Below are 19,196 nucleotides of genomic sequence, written 5' to 3'. Positions count from 1 at the left end.
AGGAGACGGCCATGAAACGGATGAGCGCCGAACAGGCGGCAGAAATTATCCAGCACGATGATATGGTGGCGTTTAGCGGCTTTACCCCCGCGGGTTCGCCAAAAGCGTTACCCACCGCAATTGCCCAACGCGCCTGCGAACAGCATCAGAACGGACAGCCTTTTCAGATCCGCCTGCTGACCGGAGCATCAATTGGCGCCGCCGCTGATGATGTACTATCCGCGGCGGATGCCGTTTCCTGGCGTGCGCCTTATCAAACGTCATCGGGCCTGCGCGAGAAAATTAATCAGGGCCAGGTGAGGTTTGTCGATCTCCATTTGAGCGAAGTGGCGCAAATGGTTAATTACGGCTTTTTTGGCGAGATCGATGTTGCCGTCATTGAAGCCTCAGCCATCGCGCCGGATGGCCGGATTTGGCTGTCCAGCGGTATCGGTAATGCCCCCACCTGGCTGCTGCGGGCGAAAAAAGTGATCATTGAATTGAATCATTACCATAATCCGCGTGTGGCGGAGTTTGCCGACATCGTGATACCCGGTGCGCCGCCGCGGCGTAACAGCGTACCCATTTTTCATACCATGGATCGCGTAGGCAGTCAGTGCGTACAGATAGACCCCAAAAAGGTGGTTGCGGTGGTGGATACCGAACTGCCCGATGCAGGAAATGCATCGGATAAAACCAATCCGGTCAGCCAACAAATTGCCGATAACGTAGTCTCTTTTCTGCTGGCAGAAATGGCGCACAAACGCATTCCAGCTGAGTTTCTGCCCTTACAAAGCGGGGTGGGCAATATCAACAACGCGGTAATGGCTCGACTGGGCGAGAACCCGGATATCCCGCCCTTTATGATGTATTCGGAGGTGTTGCAGGAGTCGGTGGTGCATCTGCTGGAAACGGGCAAGATAACTGGTGCCAGCGCCTCCAGCCTGACCATTTCAGCCCCGTCGCTACAGAAGATTTACGACAACATGGACTTCTTCGCCAGCCGGATTGTGTTGCGCCCGCAGGAGATCTCCAATAATCCGGAAATCATTCGTCGGCTGGGAGTCATTGCGCTCAACGTCGGTCTGGAGTTTGATATCTACGGTCATGCCAATTCCACGCACGTTGCGGGGGTGAACCTGATGAACGGCATCGGCGGCAGCGGAGATTTCGAGCGCAACGCCTACCTGTCTATCTTTATGGCGCCGTCGATTGCCAAAGGCGGGAAAATCTCAACCATCGTACCGATGTGCAGCCATGTCGACCACAGCGAACATAGCGTTAAAGTGATCGTGACCGAACAAGGGATTGCCGATCTGCGTGGGTTATCTCCGATGCAGCGGGCGCACACAATTATCAATAACTGTGCGCATCCGCTTTACAGAGATTACTTGCACCGCTATCTGGAGAAAGCGCCCGGCGGGCATATCCATCACGATCTCAGCCATGCGTTCGATCTGCATCGCAACCTTCTCGAAACAGGCTCGATGCTAGGTTAACTTGCACTACCGTCACGATCTTCAGCAATATTCTGGAGCATGGTGGCGGTATAGCGATGATTTTTCAGCGAATAGAGAAACTCCTGCATATACATGGGACTGCCGGGCGCGTCGAAATATTTCAGCGTCGACGGGTTCACCAGCCGCCAGGCGAAGTGAGGGATCACCGTCAAAAACTGCCCGCGCTCCACAGCGCTAATCTTGGCCATAAAGCTGTATGGACGGTAGATAATCGTCGGGTTGATCCCGCAGGGTCGCATGTATGCATCCAGCATCGCCTCAAAGTTGGCGCGATTCTGGAAGCGCATTTGCAGCCAGGGCAGCTCGCGCAGCAGATCCTGCGGCTGTTTTTCTTCATAGCGCCGGGAAACGAGAAACCCCAAACGCAGCGGAGGCAGTTCGCTGATCGCCAGATTTTCCAGCTCCTGCACGCGGGGGGAAACGTGCTGCGGCGAGATAATAAAATCCAGTTTGCGATCGAACAGGTTATCAATCACCCCATTCTCGCTGAATTCAACGGCCTGAGCCGTCACACCGTCATACTTGTCACCAAGGCTAATCAACTGGTCAAAAATAATCGTTGGGTAGGTATTGTCGATGCCGATAACAATTTCCCGCGAGCGGCGAGAGGCGTTATGGATTTCGTTATCAATGGCAGAGAGGCGCTGATAAACGGGAAACAGCTTCTGATACAGCTCTTGTCCTGCTTTATTCAGGCTGATGTTGTTATCTTTGCGGGTAAACAGCGTATAGCCGATTTGATCTTCCAGTGCAGCAATGCTTTTACCGAAGGGCGATGCGGTCATATGTATTTTTTCTGCCGCTCTGGCGATGTTATTGGTTTGCGCTAGCAGAATGAAATTACGCATCTTTTTCGAGATAAAAATATCCATAGCGTCCCCTTAAAAATCGCTATGGCCTATCCTCATTACGGCGAAAAAAAAGACCGGATGTGAAGTCTCATTTTTACAGTTGCTCACAGAAAAAACCCGGCTGGAAAGCCGGGTCTGCAACAATTACTGAGTTTTGGCTGGCGTTGCAGCTGGTTGCCTCGCCGTCGGCTCAATCTGGAAGACGACATCAACCTGATCGTCAAACTGAATAACCGGCTGTTCGTAGGTTTCCTGAGCAGAAGCAGCAGGTGCGGCATCGGCTTTCATCATCCGTACCATCGGGCTCGGCTGATAATTGGAAACGTGGTAGCGCACGCTGTACACCGGGCCAAGTTTGCTATTGAAGCCCGCAGCCAGTTGTTCTGCCTGATGAATAGCATCATCAATTGCCGCTTTACGCGCTTTATCTTTGTAAGCATCCGGTTGGGCAACACCAAGCGATACCGAACGGATCTCATTCAGACCAGCCTTCAGCGCGCCATCGAGCAGAGCGTTAAGTTTGTCCAGCTGGCGCAGCGTGACTTCAACGGTGCGCACCGCACGATACCCTTTGAGGATACTTTTACCGTTCTGGTAGTCGTAATCCGGCTGGGTACGCAGGTTTGCAGCGCTAATGTCTTTCTTCGCTATCTGGTTCTGTTCAAGGAAGGACAGATATTGCGCCACGCGCTCATCGGCCTGCTTCTTCGCTGAAGCCGCATCCTTGGCAGCAACGTTCACTTCAATTGCCAGCGTAGCGATGTCTGGTGTCGCATCCACGCTTGCTGTTCCGGAAGTCACGATGTGCGGTCCATTTGGCAACTCATTTGCCTGTACCGATAGTGCGCTGAATCCGACTAATGCCGCCAGGGCCATTATTTTGAACTTCACGGTCGTTCCTCCATGTTTCAATAATTACCCCGAAACTCAGGGCACATGCAGGCAAGCTTAGACGATCTCGCTGCGTTGTCCATCAGACAACACTTAGTTGAACAACGCATGAACGTGCGCAACACCTTCTTTTGCCAGTTGAAAAGCAATAAACCACATCACTAATCCTACCAGCGTATTGATGATGCGCTGCGCTTTAGCAGTGCGCAGACGCGGAGCCAGCCAGGCCGCCAACAATGCCAGACCGAAGAACCACAGGAACGAAGCGCTGACGGTTCCCAGCGCAAACCAGCGCTTCGGCTCAACGTCCAGCTGCCCCCCCAGACTCCCCAGCACCACAAAGGTATCCAGGTAAACATGGGGATTGAGCCATGTCACCGCCAGCATGGTGGCGATGATTTTCCAGCGCCCCTGCTTCATCACCTCGGCACTGGCCAGTTCCAGGTTACTGCTCATCGCCGTTTTTAACGCCCCGAAACCGTACCAGAGTAAAAAAGCCACCCCACCCCAGGTGACCAGCGCCATCAGCCATGGTGACTGCATCAACAAGGCGCTACCGCCAAAGATCCCCGCACAAATCAGCACTAAATCGCTGATAGCACAGAGTAAAGCAATCATGATGTGATACTGGCGGCGAATGCCCTGGTTCATCACGAAGGCGTTTTGCGGACCAAGCGGAAGAATCATGGCCGCACCAAGTGCAAGCCCTTGAAAGTAATACGATAACACGTTAATCATCCCGAACTGTTTCTCTTAGGAGCAGACTATAGCGCGGGGAAAACATTAGCGGAAATGGATAATTTTAATCGTAGATTAGGGAAATTAATGGAAAGAAAGTTTTTATCGGCCCGGAAAGCGATAGCGCCTCCGGGCGCGTAATTACTCTGCCGCGCGCTCTTTCACACGCTTGAAGTTCACATCCATCTGCGGATACGGGAAGCTGATGCCGTTGGCATCGAACTCGCGCTTAATGCGTTCCAGCACATCCCAGTAGACGCTTTGCAGATCGCTGCTGTTGCTCCAGACGCGTACCACAAAATTAATTGAGGAAGCCCCCAGCTCATTCAGGCGTACCGTCATTTCACGGTCTTTAAGAATGCGATCTTCCGACTGAATGATATCGGTGAGGATTTTTTTCACCAGATCGATATCGGAGTCGTAAGCCACACCGATAATAAATTCGTTACGTCGAACCGGCTCACGAGAGAAGTTAATGATGTTCCCGGCGATGATTTTGCCGTTTGGGATCACAACAATCTTGCCATCCACGGTACGCATGGTGGTAGAGAAAATCTGCACGTTGAGCACGGTTCCAGCCACGCCGCCGAGATCGACATACTCACCCGCACGGAACGGACGGAACATTACCAGCAGGACACCTGCGGCGAGGTTGGACAGCGAACCTTGCAGCGCCAGACCGACGGCTAAACCTGCGGCACCGAGAACGGCGATCACGGAGGCTGTTTGCACCCCAACGCGGCCCAGAGCGGCAATCAGCGTGAAAGCGATAATACCGTAACGCACCAGTGCAGAGAGGAAGTCGGCAACAGTGGCATCAATTTTACGCGCCAGCATCAGGCGGTTAACGGTATTTGATACAATGCGCGCCACGATCATACCGATAATGACAATCGCGATGGCCGCAACGATGTTGACGGCATAGCTCAACAGCAGTTCCTGGTTGCGCACCAGCCAGGTGCCCGCACCGTTTATGCTGTCGACAACATTCAAATCTTCCATTTAGTATTCCTTGGTCATGTCAAAAAAATTCATGAGATCATTCTCACAAAAACACTGTACTAAAGGTAAACAAAAAAGACCGAACATGCCATTTTTCAACATAATCCAATAAAAGCATTCGTAAATTCAATGCTCGGTTGGTTGATCAATCATCCGCAAGAACCCGCTGACCAGTGAATCTTTCTGCTTAAAGATTTCGGCAATTTCACTGACCACCTTTCCGCTACCTGCATTCTTCCAGGCGATAGAGAGCGGTGACGGTTGGCGTGGATTGATGACCTCACGGGCAACCAATGCTCCAGACTCAACATAAGGACGACACATCCTCTCCGGTAAAAAACCGACGCCAAGGCCGCTTAAATGACAGGCCAGCTTGGTGCTAAGATCTGGGACTTTTATCTCCTTTTGTCCACTAAGCAACCAGGCGACCCGACGCGTGAGGGTACGTGAGGTATCTTCAATATTAATCGCTGGGTATCGACGTAGCATATCATCTGACAGTACAGACGCGGGGTGGAGAGCCAAAGGATGATTCTGCGCCACCACAAACTGCCAGCTGATATCACCGAGCGGCAACAGAGAAATATTATTGGATAGCGACTCCGAACCGGTAACGCCAATCGCTAACTGGAAATCGTCATACAACAGTGAATCCCAGACGCCCATATACACCTGCCGGGAAATCTGGAATCGGGTAAAGGGGAATTGTTGATGCAGCCAGGTCAGCAAATCCGCTGTGGTTTGCGGCTGATATAGCAAATTATTGATTACAATATTCACCTGCCTTTCAACGCCCGCATTGATTTGCTGAAGTTCATCCGGCATAGCATCCAGCCAGTTGAGCCACTGTCGACAATGCTCAAGCAAATGCTGTCCGGCCAACGTCAGGCTGACAGTGCGCGTGGTGCGCATGAAGAGCTGAGTCCCCACCTGCTCCTCAAGCGTTTTGATACGATAGCTGATCGCCGCTGGCGTTTTATGGAGTGAGCTGGCTGCGCGGGAAAAACTCTCCGTCTCTGCAACCCAAATAAAAGTGCGTATTGTTTCCTGATCGAGCATGCATTCTCCTTGGATCGTTCCTCTGTAACCACTGTTGAGCTATTGCTATCCCTAGCAATATATCTGCTCCCGAGGTATGACCAACAGCAAGCAGATGCGCAATTGCAAAATAAGACTCACGCCCCGGTTGTAAACCGCGTATGACCTTCTGCACTGATGTAGAAAACTCTCCCACTCTGGCGCTGTTCAAATAGCTGCAACTTACTGATGTAGTGAGTTTTGCCAGCTGAGCCCCCGGAGGTAAAAAATACTGAAGTTGCTCAGAAAACCCTGCGGCATACAGTACGGCCAGCATGCCAGTCAGCATGTCATCACCGCTAGGCGTCAGCCCAGGTCCACATCCGATCAGCCAGCTCCAGTCGGGGGTCATGCCGCAATACCAACAATCAAGCTGCTTAATAATCTCAGAATAGTGCGACATCGTGTGAAGCGGTTGATTTAGCGCTCCACAGAGGCCACTGTGTTGCGTACAAAAAGAGAGGTCGACAGGGGCAATGGCGATGGAGTTCATTGGCAATTGCAGTATGCGACGCGGGCAAATTGTGATGTTTCTCCCTCGCAGGATATTTCCTTGTTTGCTTAGCCATTCAATCTGGGCCACGTGGGGAAACTGCGCGGTACTCAGCAATACGGCTGTCGGCCCCATCCCTTTTCCGTGGCGAAGCAACGTCAATAACTCCCCCTCAGGACGCCAAAAGTTAATCGCCTGCGAAAAACGGCTATGCCGTCTCCATTCGCCATCGGGAAGCCGATAAAACCCGGCGCAGGCTAGAGCATAAATTGTCTTCATTAGTAATACTCAGGGGCGGTTTTGCCGCCCCTTCAATATCAGGCGGTGATGTGATGTAGTTCGGCCAGAGCTTCAAGCGCTTTTTCAAAACAGAGCAGCGGTGCGCGTACGGTTCCCGCCCCCACCTGACCAATCCCCGCATCTTTATGTGCGATGCCGGTGTTAATCAGTGGCGTAATCCCTGTTTCGACTACACGGCGGACATCCAGCCCCAGACATGCCCCTTTGAAATCCCATGAGGGGATCTGAAACAGCGGGTTGTTGGCAAGATAAATCTCCGCCATCTCTTCTGAGGTTTCCAGCGCCGCGCCCATACCACCCGCGCCGACGAAGCGCGTTACGCCCGGCGCCGCAATCATTGCCGCACCGCCAATCCCTAATGTTTCCGTGATGGCGCTGTCGCCGATATCCGGATTCGCATCAGCCTGGCTATAGCCGGTAAAGAACAAACCCTGCGGCGTATTTACCGGCGCGGTAAACCAGCGATCGCCGGTTCCGCTCACGCGAATGCCGAAATCACGACCATTACGCGTCATAGCGGTGACCACCGAGCCTGCCTTAATTTCCGCCGCGGCATCCATCACAGCTTTACTGTAGGCCATCGCCAGGTTGAGGAAGAACTGGTCAGTGACGCTCAGGAATTGCAGCACTTCAATGATTTCCGTCTTCGGTCGATCCAGGCCAGCGATCACCGGAGAGAGTGTACGCAGTAACAGAGAAGAGGCGGCAATATTACGCTGGTGGAACTCATCGCCCATGGTGATGGCCTGCGCCATCATTGCCGTCAGATCGACGCCGTTTTCCATCTGCGAGAGCGCTTCCTGTAGTACTGGCGCCAGCGTGTCGCGCATCCAGCGCAAGCGCTTTTGCACGTCATCACCGTAGGCGCCAAAACGCATCACTTTGCCAATACCTTCATTGAGGTTGCAGCAGGACTGGTTACCATGCACAACGTCGCGCACCACCAGCACCGGCATATTAGCGGAGGTGATTCCTCCCATCGGACCTACCGCGCCAACGTGATGGCAGGGGATAAAATCAACTTCACCCTGCTCCAGCATCCGCACGGCATCTTCTTCCGTCACCGCCCAGCCTTCAAACAATGATGCGCCAATGCAGGCTCCGCGCATTGGGCCGGTCATCTCTTCCCAGGCGATCGGCGGACCAGCGTGCAATAATTTGCGTCCAGAAGACAATTCGGCCACCGCTTCTTTTGCAGGGCGCACAGCAACCCAGTGGGGACGCGCGGCTTTAATTCGTTCGATAATGGCTTCGTTGGCCTGTGCAATAGATGAATACATATCCGTACCTCTGAACTTAGTGTAACTGTTTGAGTAAACTGGCAAGACGGGCGTTTCCACCGGCAACAGGCGCCCACTGATAATGCACAACCGGCGTACCGCTGCTTTGCAGATCCAGCGCAAAGCTGCGTAATCCGGCGTTAATGACCTGTACGCCGTCAAGGAGTGCGCTATGGGATGCCGGGATGCTACGTTCCTGGTGATGTGTCAGGTTGACGGCGAGTAAAACTGCCTCTTCCAGCGTTTCTACCACCGCTATCCCAGCCTCGCGAAGTATCTCCGTCTGCCCACAGCGCCCCTGCGGATCGGCATCGGTTCCGGTCAGAGTGGCAATCACCACCAGCGGGGCGGCACGTTTGGCTCGCACCGACTCTACCGCCTCAACAACCGCTCCAGCCGGGTCAGCACAAGCGCCATAGCCCAGCACCACATCCAGAAGCAGTACGCCCACATCCGGCAACGCGGCCAGTTTTTCGATCTCAATACTGCGAGTCGTCGGGTCAATCATCGGATGCGGTCTGCCCAGGGTGTAGCTGTCGTCCCCGAGGTCGACAATGCGATGGCCTCCGCCTTCCAGCATCACTCCCTGGTCGTGGCTTTCGCTAACGGGTACTCCCAGCCCGGCAGAGAGCAACATAGCGGCTTCAGCTGCCAGCGTGCCGCCAGCATAAAGGCCATAAATACCTTTACCTGCTACTTCCGGTTGAATCTGTCTCTGCTGCGCCACACGCATCAGCAATACCGCCAGTTGCGCAGCATCAGAGAGTGAATTCGCCAACCAAACGTTACCTTCGCGACGCTGCTCCGGCTTGCTTCCCAGAAACAGTGCGACAACCGGTTTACCGACGTTTTGCATTGCGGCAATAATGCGGGTTCGCACCTGCGGCGACGGCGGTTTGGAGACAAACGCAATCACCTGCGTGGCATCATCCGTAGCCAGCATATCCAGCGCAGTCAATGCGCTGATACCACCAACATCGGCACTCAGGTCGCGACCACCCAGACCGATAGCGTGACTCACACCCTGCTGGTGTAGCGCAATCTGCGAAGTAATTTCCTGAATCCCAGTACCTGACGCGCCAATCACGCCAATCCCACCTTCAGGGAGTACGTTAGCGAAAGCTAATGGGCTGCCGGCTATCATCGCCGTTCCGCAGTCTGGCCCCATGACGAGAAGCCCACGCTCGCGTGCCAGCGTTTTCAGCTCAACTTCTTGTTCCAGCGGTACGTTATCGGAAAAGAGCATCACGTTTTTGTTGGCCAGCAGCCCCTCTCTGGCAACGGACGCGGCATACTCCCCTGCGACCGAAACCAGCAACAGATTAGCCTGAGGCAATTTCTGACACGCACTTTCGAAGCGGCGTGCTTTAACCAGTTGATGCGAGCTCCCAGACGCACTGGCAATCGCGTTCAGCTCTTTTTCCAGTTGCTCACGGATCAAATCCATTATCCCAGGCTCTTCGCCTTCAGTTCGGACCGCGACGCAAATATCGTTTGGGGTGGCGTCAGCAAAGTCGTCGTGCCAGAACCCTGTGGAATCCAGCATCGATTTATTGGCTGGCGTTCCCATCATGACTGAAACCTGATCAACTTCCGGGCGTTCACTAAGTTTTCGGGAAATGATCATCAGGCTGACGGAATCCTGAAAACTTCCCTTTTTAATAAAGGCGTAAATCATTACCGCTACCTCTTTATGTGCGTTTTTCTTTTAAAAACAGCATTGCAACTAAACCGATAGCCAGCAGAACGGCTGAAACATAGAAACTGGAAGCCAGGCTTCCGGTCATATCACGTGCCGCGCCGGCAATAATGGGGGCCAAAATAGATGAGCTCATGCCGATGAAGTTAAATAAACCAAATGCAGTACTGTAATTATTTTCATCCACACTGTCGGCAACCAGAGCGACCAGTACCGGATCCAGTGCCAGTTTACCCACCAGACCATAGACACACAGTGCAATGATTACCCCTGTCATATTCGGCATCCAAATAATTGACAGCATGCTGATAATCGCTACCGGCACCAGAAACATAATTAATGGTTTTCGCTTGCCTAATTTGTCAGAAAGGCTGGAGAATAACAGCGCTCCGGGAATTGAAATCCAGGCCACCAGCGAAGAAATAAACCCGGTTTCGCTGCCGGCAATACCACGTTCATTTTGCAAATAATAGGGAAGCCAAGTCAGGATCACGAAGAAACCGAACAGGCTACAGAACACCATTATATAAGTAATAATTAAGTTACGATTTTTAAGCAGGTCACTGAACTTACCTTTTTTCACCGGCACGCCATCAACATCTGCGGTACGTTTCTTCTCTTTTACGAATAACCAGATCGCCACCCCAACCAACACCGAGGGAACTGCCATCGCATAAAATGGCATGCGCCACGAATGACCTTGATCGTATACCAGCCAGCTTGAGGTCATCAAACCCAACGCAATACCAAAGGCCATACCACTGTTGATGATCGCACTGCCAAGAGAACGATATTTCTTCGGGATCTGCTCGGAAGAGAGACCGTATTGCGGACCGTAGTAGGTTCCTTCACCAGCCCCCGTTACCACACGGGCAAATAGCAACGTATACCAGCTTTTCGCCCAACCAGTAACCGCGGTGAAAACACCAAATAGAATAAATCCTGGAACCAGTACTTTTTTCTTACCAATTTTGTCGCCCAGAATTCCGGCTGGAACCTGAAGCAAAGCATAAGAAAAATAGAACACGGAATTAAGAATACCTAACTGTGTGCCGCTTAAACCAAATTCCTTTTCTAATTCGCCCATCACCGGATTGAGCACCGTACGGTCGGCGTACATAAAAATCCATCCGAGCCAGAACAGGAAAACGGTGACCCACCAGGCCGGTATTCCCTTTTTCTTTGTGGCCTCAGCCACTTCATATGAACCAGACATAAGCAATCTCCCGGTAATAATTACCGCTGAATACCCCATGTTACCTGACACGATACGTGAGGTTTGATGTTTTAACTGCGCCTACCTTATCGGGGTAAAAATATATTTCATTTGAACAAAGTCACACAAAACCCATTGTTATAAATCCCTGGGAACTGACCACAGCATTATTAAAAAAAGTCTAATAATCATTTTCAAAGCAATTTAAATAAAGAGACTGAGATCATCATTAATTATCGAGTTATTTTTGTAGATATTTTACTTGTCGCTCCCATCACATAATAAAGGTAATAAAACGTTATTTTGACCGCGAGATAATTTGCATAATGAGGTCATCAATGAAAAAGAGAATTGTCATTGCTCTTGGCGGTAATGCGTTATTACAGCGCGGAGAAATTTTGAGCGCAGAAAACCAGCGGCGGAGCATTCAGGTATTTGCTGAGATGGCAGCCGAATTAGCCCGTGACTATCAGTTGGTCATTGTTCATGGCAACGGCCCTCAGGTTGGCCTGCTGGCGCTACAGAATGCAGCATACAAAGAATCCCCAGCCTGGCCGCTGGATATTCTGGTCGCGGAAAGCCAGGGAATGATCGGTTTCGCTATTACTCAGGAACTGGCGTCATCCGCGGGCAACTCTCCCGTCACAATGCTGATGACCCGGGTTGAGGTGGATCCGCAGGACGAAGCCTTCTCAGTTCCCGGTAAGTATATTGGCCCCGTGTATCAACCGGATCAACAGGCAGAGCTGGAAGCATGCTATGGCTGGCAGATGAAAACCGATGGGCAATATATTCGCCGCGTGGTTCCCTCACCGACTCCGCTGAAAATTATCGATAGCGACGCCATCCGTACGCTGATGGATGCGGGACATACGGTTATTTGCTGTGGCGGTGGCGGTATTCCGGTTATTGCACAGGGTGATGGTTACCAGGGAACCGAAGCGGTCATTGATAAGGATTTGACCGCTGCCGTATTGGCACAATCCATCAACGCTGACCATCTGCTGATTCTGACGGACGCCGATGCCGTTTATGAAAACTGGGGAACACCGCAGGCGCGTGCGCTACGACATGCCACCGTTGAGGAACTTACGCCATTTGCCGCGCCTGATGGTGCGATGGGGCCTAAAGCGGCGGCGGTGATGCAATTTGTCAAACAGACAGGGAACGCGGCATTTATCGGCGCCCTGAAAGATGCCCCGCAAATTCTGGCCGGAGAAAAAGGCACCTGCGTGACAAAGTAAACCGAGATGAAAAAAGGCTTCCCGGAGGAAGCCTTGTTTGTCATTAGCAGACTGAATTACAGAACGTCAACCGCGTTCAGTTCTTTGAAAGCCTGTTCCAGACGGGTGATCATGGTTGCCTGACCAGCACGCAGCCATACGCGCGGATCGTAGTATTTCTTGTTCGGCTGATCTTCGCCTTTCGGGTTACCCAACTGGCCCTGCAGGTAAGCTTCGTTTGCTTTGTAGTAGTTCAGAACGCCTTCCCAGGTAGCCCATTGGGTATCGGTGTCGATGTTCATTTTCACTACGCCGTAGCTTACGGAGTCTTTGATTTCCTGAGCAGTAGAACCGGAACCGCCGTGGAAGACGAAGTTCAGGCTGTTGTGCGGCAGGTTATGTTTCTTAGAAACATAGTCCTGAGAGTCGCGCAGGATGGTCGGGGTCAGAACGACGTTACCCGGCTTGTAAACGCCGTGTACGTTACCGAAGGAAGCTGCGATGGTGAAACGCGGGCTGATTTTGCTCAGCTCGGTGTATGCGTAATCAACGTCTTCCGGCTGGGTGTACAGTGCAGAAGCGTCCATGTGGCTGTTGTCCACGCCATCTTCTTCGCCACCGGTGCAACCCAGTTCGATTTCCAGAGTCATGCCCATTTTGGACATGCGCGCCAGGTATTTGGAGCAGATTTCGATGTTCTCTTCCAGAGACTCTTCAGACAGGTCGATCATGTGAGAAGAGAACAGCGGTTTGCCGGTTGCTGCGAAGTGTTTTTCACCCGCGTCCAGCAGACCGTCGATCCACGGCAGCAGTTTCTTCGCGCAGTGGTCAGTGTGCAGGATAACCGGAACACCGTAGTGTTCAGCCATCTGGTGAACGTGATGCGCGCCAGAGATAGCACCCAGGATTGCAGCGCCCTGAGGAACGTCGGACTTCACGCCTTTACCCGCGATGAAAGAAGCACCACCGTTGGAGAATTGTACGATTACCGGCGCTTTAACTTTTGCAGCAGTTTCCAAAACGGCGTTGATGGAGTCGGTACCCACGCAGTTAACAGCTGGCAGAGCAAAGTTGTTTTCTTTAGCTACCTGGAAAACTTTCTGTACGTCATCACCAGTGATTACGCCTGGTTTTACGAAATCAAAAATTTTAGACATTTTACGAGTCCTGTATCTTCGGCCTTGGAAAGGGCGCGCGCCCTAAAGCGCGCTAAAATAAGGGCAGGTTTCCCTGCCCATTAAATTCTTACTTTTTAGCACGCTCTTCGAGCATGGCTACTGCTGGCAGTACTTTGCCTTCCACGAATTCGAGGAACGCGCCGCCGCCAGTAGAGATGTAGGAGATTTTGTCAGCAATGCCGAACAGGTCGATTGCTGCCAGGGTGTCACCGCCGCCTGCGATAGAGAATGCTTCGCTGTCTGCGATGGCATTAGCAACGATTTCAGTACCTTTGCGGAAGTTCGGGAATTCGAACACGCCAACCGGGCCGTTCCACAGAATGGTTTTCGCATTCTTCAGGATGTCAGCCAGCTGCTGTGCAGAAGCGTCGCCGATATCCAGGATCTGCTCGTCTTCTTTTACATCGCTAACGGATTTCAGGGTAGCCGGTGCGGTTTCAGAGAATTCAGTCGCTACGCGAACGTCGGTCGGAACCGGGATGTCGCAAGTGGTCAGCAGACGCTTAGCTTCGTCAACCAGGTCAGCTTCGTACAGGGATTTACCCACGTTGTGACCTTGAGCAGCAACGAAGGTGTTCGCGATACCACCGCCAACAATCAGCTGGTCAGCAATTTTTGACAGAGAATCAAGAACGGTCAGTTTGGTAGAAACTTTAGAACCACCAACGATAGCAACCATCGGACGAGCAGGTTCTTTCAGTGCTTTACCCAGTGCATCCAGCTCGGCAGCGAGCAGCGGACCTGCGCAAGCGACATCGGCGAATTTACCGATACCGTGAGTAGACGCCTGCGCACGGTGAGCAGTACCGAAAGCGTCCATAACGAATACGTCGCACAGAGCAGCATATTTTTTGGACAGCGCTTCGTCGTCTTTCTTCTCGCCTTTGTTGAAGCGAACGTTTTCCAGAACAACCAGTTCACCAGCAGCGACTTCAACGCCGTCCAGGTAATCTTTTACCAGGCGAACCGGAGCAGACAGTTTGTCTTTCAGGTAGTTAACAACCGGCAGCAGAGAGAATTCTTCGTTGTACTCGCCTTCGGTAGGACGACCCAGGTGGGAAGTTACCATCACTTTAGCACCCTGTTTCAGGGCCAGCTCGATGGTCGGCAGGGAAGCACGGATACGCGCATCGCTGGTTACTTTCCCTTCTTTAACTGGTACGTTCAGGTCCGCACGGATAAAAACGCGTTTACCAGCCAGATCCAGATCGGTCATCTTAATTACAGACATGGTGAATCCTCTCGTTGATTCATAAAGTTTTGTCGACGCTCAAGCGTCGAGCCTGAAACCAATAGCAGCCATCGCTAACGTCGTGTCGAGCATACGGTTAGCAAAGCCCCATTCATTATCACACCAGACCAGCGTTTTGATCAGGTGAGCGCCACTCACGCGCGTTTGCGTACCATCAACGATGGCGCTGTGCGGGTCGTGGTTAAAATCTACTGAGACCAACGGTAATTCCGTATAGTCAACTATACCATGAAATGCACCTTGTGCTGCTTTTTGCAGCAACTGGTTGACTTCACTGGCTTTTACTGGTTTTTTCACCGTCACGCTTAAGTCGATCGCCGTCACATTTATGGTCGGTACACGCACCGCTATCGCTTCAAAACGATCGTTAAACTGCGGGAAAATTCGCGTGATGCCCGCCGCCAGTTTGGTATCAACCGGAATGATCGACTGGCTGGCCGCTCGCGTGCGGCGCAGGTCAGGATGATAAGCATCAATAACCTGCTGATCGTGCATCGCGGAGTGGATCGTGGTGACGGTACCAGACTCAATGCCGTAAGCATCATCCAGCAATTTAATGACGGGTATTATGCAATTCGTGGTGCAGGAGGCATTGGAAACGATCCGGTGCTCAGCGCGCAGCTGATCCTGATTAACGCCAAACACAACGGTTGCGTCGATGTCGTGACTACCAGGATGTGAAAAGAGCACTTTCTTTGCGCCGGCGGCAATATGCGCCTCGCCGTGTTCGCGGCTGCCGAAGACCCCCGTACAATCCAGCACAACGTCGACACCCAGTTCGCGCCACGGAAGCGCATCGAGCGTTCGCTCATGAAGAATGCGGATCGCGTCATCGCCAACGATGAGCTGGTCTCGTTCCTGACGAACATCCCAGGCAAAACGCCCATGGCTGGTGTCATATTTCAACAAATGCGCCATGCCTGCAGCATCCGCCAGTTCGTTGATTGCCACCACGGTGATTTCCGCCCGACGCCCGGATTCATACAAAGCACGAACCACGTTGCGTCCGATGCGACCGAAACCATTAATCGCTACGCGTACGGTCATAGGTCTCCTGCAAGGATTTCTCAGAAACGATGTGGCAGACAGAGTAATGCAGCAAATCGCTCAGGGAAACCTTACCTGTCGCAAACTGCGACTAATTGGTTAATTGTCGAACATTTAATCGACTGAAACGCTTCAGCTAGAATAAGCGAAACGCGGAATAAAAGGAATGATTGTCCAGCAACAGAACACAGTTATCTGACTTACGTCACATTTTAACGTCCTTCAACGCGACTTTTATTCCATATTCCAGAATTACGAATAACCGTAGCAAGATTATTTCGTTGCCATGTCACAAATCCTGATTTATATCAGAAAGCTCCCTAACCCGCGTCTATATTATCAGCGCAACGTCCGAGTCTCGGAGTCCCTCAACTATGGCAACATTCTATCCCCAACCATCTGAAGCTCGCTTTCATGCGCTGCGTTTATTACCGGGCCAAGAAGTCTTTTCAGCGCTACACGCTTTTATCCAGCAGCATCAACTACAGGCAGCCTGGATAGCGGGTTGCACCGGCAGTTTGACCAACATTGCTCTGCGCTTCGCCGGACGTGAAGAAACCACATTACTTACGGGTACGTGGGAAATTATCTCTCTGAACGGCACGCTGGAACTTACCGGCGAGCATCTTCATCTGGCGGTTGCTGACCCACACGGCGCGATGCTGGGCGGACACATGATGCCGGGCTGTACCGTGCGAACCACGCTGGAACTGGTGATTGGCGAGTTGACGTCTCTGGCATTCAGCCGTCAGCCCTGCGCCGTTTCCGGTTATGACGAACTGGTTATTTCATCCCGCTAACGATTCACTTATACGAGGTCTTTTATGGCGCGTCGCCAATTTTCCAGCCAGTCTCTGGTTCTTATTGTCATTGCTATCGCCATCAACATGGTCGGTGGGCAGCTTATCAGCATGTTGAAATTACCTATTTTTCTCGACTCGATTGGCACGTTGATCAGCGCGGTGCTGTTAGGACCGGTTGTGGGGATGCTAACCGGATTACTCACTAACCTGTTGTGGGGGTTGCTGACCGATCCGATCGCCGCCGCCTTTGCGCCCGTCGCCATGGTTATTGGACTGGTCGCCGGTTGGCTGGCACGGGCGGGATGGTTTCGCACCTTACCCAAAGTCGTGGTCAGCGGCGTAATTATCACGCTTGCCGTGACCCTCGTTGCCGTGCCGATTCGCACGACTCTGTTCGGCGGTGTCACTGGCAGCGGCGCGGATCTTTTTGTCGCCTGGATGCACTCGGTCGGTCAGAACCTGGTGGAGTCCGTCGCCATCACCGTCATCGGTGCAAATCTGGTCGATAAAATCCTCACGGCAATCATCGTCTGGGTGCTGCTGCGACAGCTTCCGCTGCGCACCACGCGCCATTTCCCTACGATGTCTGCCGTGCGCTAAATGCATCCGTTTACGTCGTTAACTCTATGGGTGCTTGCCGCCTGCTCCACGCTCCTGCTGCCAGCCGGAGTGCCGCTCAGCTTGTACAGCGCCGCGACATTTGTCGGTTTGCTATGTATGAAGGCTACGCGGTCGCGGGCGAAATACGTACTCTGGCTGATGATTCCCTTAGGACTGGGGCTATGGCTGGTACACGGCGGATGGCTTACCGAGTGGATTAGCGGGCAGCCGCGCGTACCAGAACGCTGGGTCGATGCCGTTACTCTCTGGCTGCGGATCCTGGCCATTGTGTCGACATCGCAGATGTGGATGCAGTACGTGCCGGTTGCGCGTTTTATGCGCGCCCTGTTTGCTTCACGCCTGCCGCCAGGCGTTGCCTATCTGTTCGCAGGCCCGCTGCTGGTGGTTGAACAGCTCAAACACCAATTGGCGATTATTCACGAGGCTCAGCGCGCACGCGGCGTACCGCTGGATGAGTCCTGGTACCAACGTTTACGCGCTATGCCGGCATTAATTGTGCCGCTCACCCATAACGCGCTCAATGACTTGGCCGTTCGCGGTGCAGCGCTCGATATGCGGGGATTTCGCCTGCATCGCACTCGCACCACGCTATGGGCGCCGCCAGACAGCACCTTACAACGTCTGGCCCGCTACGGTATGGTGGTTCTGATGGCAGTTGAGACAGGAATCTGGATATGGTTACGTTAGAGCAGTTTCGCTATATTCCGACGCACGCTATGCGGCCATCCGCCTGTTACGATTTCCATTACGCCAGGCCTGGTATGGTGGCTATTTTTGGTGAGAACGGCAGCGGGAAAAGTACGCTGGCACAGCTGATGGCTGGCTGGTACCCCGACTTCCTTCCGGGAGAAATTGAGGGCACAGGCACGCTACTGGGTAATCCCATCGGGCAACTATCGCTGGTCGAGCAGTCGAGTACCATCCAGCTTGTGCAGCAGTCACCTTACCTGCAGCTTTCAGGTTGTACTTTCAGCGTGGAGGAAGAAGTGGCGTTTGGCCCGGAAAATCTCTGCCTTACCGAGACTGAAATTATGCAGCGCATAGATGCCGCCCTTACGCTGACGGAATGTCAGCCTCTGCGCCATCGTCATCCCGGCACCCTTTCCGGCGGGGAAACCCAGCGGGTAGTCATTGCCAGCGCACTCGCCATGCAGCCGAAAATATTGATTCTGGATGAAGCGTTCAGTCGCCTGACGGCGCAAGCCACGGCAATGCTGCTGGCGCGACTGCAACAGTGGGCACAGGAACAGCATGCTTTGGTGATACTTTTCGAACGCAACCCTTCACCTTTTCTCAGCTACTGCCAGCAGGCATGGCAGCTGCGCGACGGAGCATTGTCATCACTATGCTAACGCTAAACCAGATCAGCTATCGCTGGCCGAACGCCGCCGATGACTGTTTACGCAATATTTCGCTGGAACTCCAGGAGGGGGAATGGCTGGCGCTAACGGGCGATAATGGCGCAGGAAAATCCACACTTTTGCGCATCATGGCCGGGCTACTGACGCCCTCATCCGGCACAATAACCGTTCAAAATCGTGCTATTGCGCAACTGAAAAACCGGGAGCGCGCCAGGGTGCTCGGCGTACTGTTTCAGGAAGCGGAGAATCAAATCTTTCACAGCAAGGTTGCAGAGGAAGTTGCCTTCGGATTACGGCTACAGAAGCTTCCGGCGACTGAAATTGCGCAACGCACGATGGCGGCGCTGCAATTATGTCAGTTAGAGGATGTCGCCGACGCGCACCCGCTCGATCTGCATACTGCACAACGACGTATGGTTGCCGTCGCCAGTCTGGAAGCCCTCAAACCCGCTATTCTACTGCTGGATGAGCCCAGCCGGGACTTTGATGCACACTGGCTTGACGTCTTCGAAAACTGGCTGGCAGTGTGTCGTACACGTGGCACCAGCGTTGTAGCGATCAGTCATGACGCTGCATTTACGCAGCGCCATTTTTCGCGCATAGTACGTCTTGAAGCAGGTCAGCTACGCACGTAACTACCCTGATAAGCAAAAAAACGGGCCGCC

The 19,196-nt window shown here is 52.8% G+C and carries 19 protein-coding genes; 7 read left to right on the top strand and 12 right to left on the bottom strand.

Going from position 1 to position 19,196, the window contains the following annotated elements; genetic code table 11:
- The first annotated feature begins 11 nt into the window (after positions 1-11).
- Positions 12-1,478, top strand: coding sequence for a succinyl-CoA:acetate CoA-transferase ScpC (gene scpC / locus OGV71_RS23640; protein ID WP_044700829.1), 1,467 nt, complete (start codon positions 12-14; stop codon positions 1,476-1,478).
- Here scpC and srsR read toward each other — a convergent pair.
- From srsR to OGV71_RS23595, 9 genes are all read right to left on the bottom strand, one after another.
- On the bottom strand, positions 1,475-2,371 hold the full coding sequence (gene srsR / locus OGV71_RS23635) for a LysR family transcriptional regulator SrsR (RefSeq protein WP_204583289.1): 897 nt from the start codon (positions 2,369-2,371) through the stop codon (positions 1,475-1,477). The genes scpC and srsR overlap by 4 nt on opposite strands.
- 123 nt (positions 2,372-2,494) lie before the next feature.
- Positions 2,495-3,241, bottom strand: coding sequence for an oxidative stress defense protein (locus OGV71_RS23630; protein WP_204583288.1), 747 nt, complete (start codon positions 3,239-3,241; stop codon positions 2,495-2,497).
- Between the two features lie 93 nt (positions 3,242-3,334).
- The gene (argO, locus tag OGV71_RS23625) at positions 3,335-3,970 is read right to left on the bottom strand and encodes an arginine exporter ArgO (RefSeq protein WP_003027005.1); all 636 of its coding nucleotides are present in this window, start codon (positions 3,968-3,970) and stop codon (positions 3,335-3,337) included.
- Positions 3,971-4,120: 150 nt separating this feature from the next.
- Positions 4,121-4,981, bottom strand: a complete 861-nt coding sequence (locus OGV71_RS23620) for a small-conductance mechanosensitive channel MscS (protein WP_032937416.1) — start codon at positions 4,979-4,981, stop codon at positions 4,121-4,123.
- Between the two features lie 126 nt (positions 4,982-5,107).
- Entirely contained in the window at positions 5,108-6,040 is a 933-nt protein-coding gene (allS, locus tag OGV71_RS23615) for an HTH-type transcriptional activator AllS (RefSeq protein ID WP_003027010.1), read from the bottom strand.
- On the bottom strand, positions 5,958-6,830 hold the full coding sequence (locus OGV71_RS23610; protein WP_071524481.1) for an oxamate carbamoyltransferase subunit AllH family protein: 873 nt from the start codon (positions 6,828-6,830) through the stop codon (positions 5,958-5,960). Before OGV71_RS23610 ends, allS begins: the two co-directional genes overlap by 83 nt.
- A 38-nt stretch (positions 6,831-6,868) precedes the next feature.
- Positions 6,869-8,131: a YlbE family protein gene (locus OGV71_RS23605; protein WP_048232768.1), complete on the bottom strand. Its 1,263-nt coding sequence runs from the start codon at positions 8,129-8,131 to the stop codon at positions 6,869-6,871.
- 16 nt (positions 8,132-8,147) lie between these two features.
- Complete coding sequence (locus tag OGV71_RS23600) at positions 8,148-9,809, bottom strand: acyl-CoA synthetase FdrA (RefSeq protein WP_286534103.1); 1,662 nt, start codon at positions 9,807-9,809, stop codon at positions 8,148-8,150.
- Positions 9,810-9,822: 13 nt separating this feature from the next.
- Positions 9,823-11,046: an MFS transporter gene (locus OGV71_RS23595; RefSeq protein ID WP_115489258.1), complete on the bottom strand. Its 1,224-nt coding sequence runs from the start codon at positions 11,044-11,046 to the stop codon at positions 9,823-9,825.
- 338 nt (positions 11,047-11,384) lie between these two features.
- Between OGV71_RS23595 and OGV71_RS23590 the strand changes: the two genes are divergently transcribed.
- On the top strand, positions 11,385-12,290 hold the full coding sequence (locus OGV71_RS23590) for a carbamate kinase (protein ID WP_048232771.1): 906 nt from the start codon (positions 11,385-11,387) through the stop codon (positions 12,288-12,290).
- 56 nt (positions 12,291-12,346) lie between these two features.
- Here the strand turns inward: OGV71_RS23590 and fbaA are convergent, their stop codons facing one another.
- The 3 genes from fbaA to epd form a co-directional block, all read right to left on the bottom strand.
- A complete protein-coding gene (gene fbaA / locus OGV71_RS23585) occupies positions 12,347-13,426 on the bottom strand; it encodes a class II fructose-bisphosphate aldolase (protein WP_003027029.1) in 1,080 nt (359 codons plus the stop codon).
- 88 nt (positions 13,427-13,514) lie between these two features.
- Positions 13,515-14,678 carry a phosphoglycerate kinase gene (gene pgk / locus OGV71_RS23580; RefSeq protein ID WP_003027032.1) on the bottom strand — a complete coding sequence of 388 codons (1,164 nt, stop codon included), beginning with the start codon at positions 14,676-14,678 and terminating at the stop codon, positions 13,515-13,517.
- Between the two features lie 39 nt (positions 14,679-14,717).
- Positions 14,718-15,746: an erythrose-4-phosphate dehydrogenase gene (gene epd / locus OGV71_RS23575; protein WP_003027035.1), complete on the bottom strand. Its 1,029-nt coding sequence runs from the start codon at positions 15,744-15,746 to the stop codon at positions 14,718-14,720.
- 374 nt (positions 15,747-16,120) lie between these two features.
- Here epd and OGV71_RS23570 point away from each other — a divergent pair, with 374 nt between their 5' ends.
- Genes OGV71_RS23570 through OGV71_RS23550 form a run of 5 tightly spaced genes read left to right on the top strand, consistent with a single transcriptional unit; the run spans position 16,121 to position 19,166 of the window.
- Positions 16,121-16,546, top strand: coding sequence for a PPC domain-containing DNA-binding protein (locus tag OGV71_RS23570; RefSeq protein WP_003027037.1), 426 nt, complete (start codon positions 16,121-16,123; stop codon positions 16,544-16,546).
- Positions 16,547-16,570: 24 nt separating this feature from the next.
- On the top strand, positions 16,571-17,149 hold the full coding sequence (locus OGV71_RS23565) for an ECF transporter S component (protein WP_003027040.1): 579 nt from the start codon (positions 16,571-16,573) through the stop codon (positions 17,147-17,149).
- Positions 17,150-17,857, top strand: a complete 708-nt coding sequence (locus OGV71_RS23560; RefSeq protein WP_071697480.1) for an energy-coupling factor transporter transmembrane component T — start codon at positions 17,150-17,152, stop codon at positions 17,855-17,857.
- Entirely contained in the window at positions 17,845-18,522 is a 678-nt protein-coding gene (locus OGV71_RS23555) for an ABC transporter ATP-binding protein (RefSeq protein WP_003846369.1), read from the top strand. The genes OGV71_RS23560 and OGV71_RS23555 overlap by 13 nt, the downstream gene beginning before the upstream one ends.
- Complete coding sequence (locus tag OGV71_RS23550; protein WP_071697481.1) at positions 18,516-19,166, top strand: ABC transporter ATP-binding protein; 651 nt, start codon at positions 18,516-18,518, stop codon at positions 19,164-19,166. Before OGV71_RS23555 ends, OGV71_RS23550 begins: the two co-directional genes overlap by 7 nt.
- Positions 19,167-19,196: the final 30 nt, after the last annotated feature.

Source organism: Citrobacter sp. Cf088, from assembly GCF_030334295.1.
Classification (GTDB): domain Bacteria; phylum Pseudomonadota; class Gammaproteobacteria; order Enterobacterales; family Enterobacteriaceae; genus Citrobacter; species Citrobacter freundii.
This window is presented reverse-complemented; position numbering and strand designations above follow the sequence as displayed.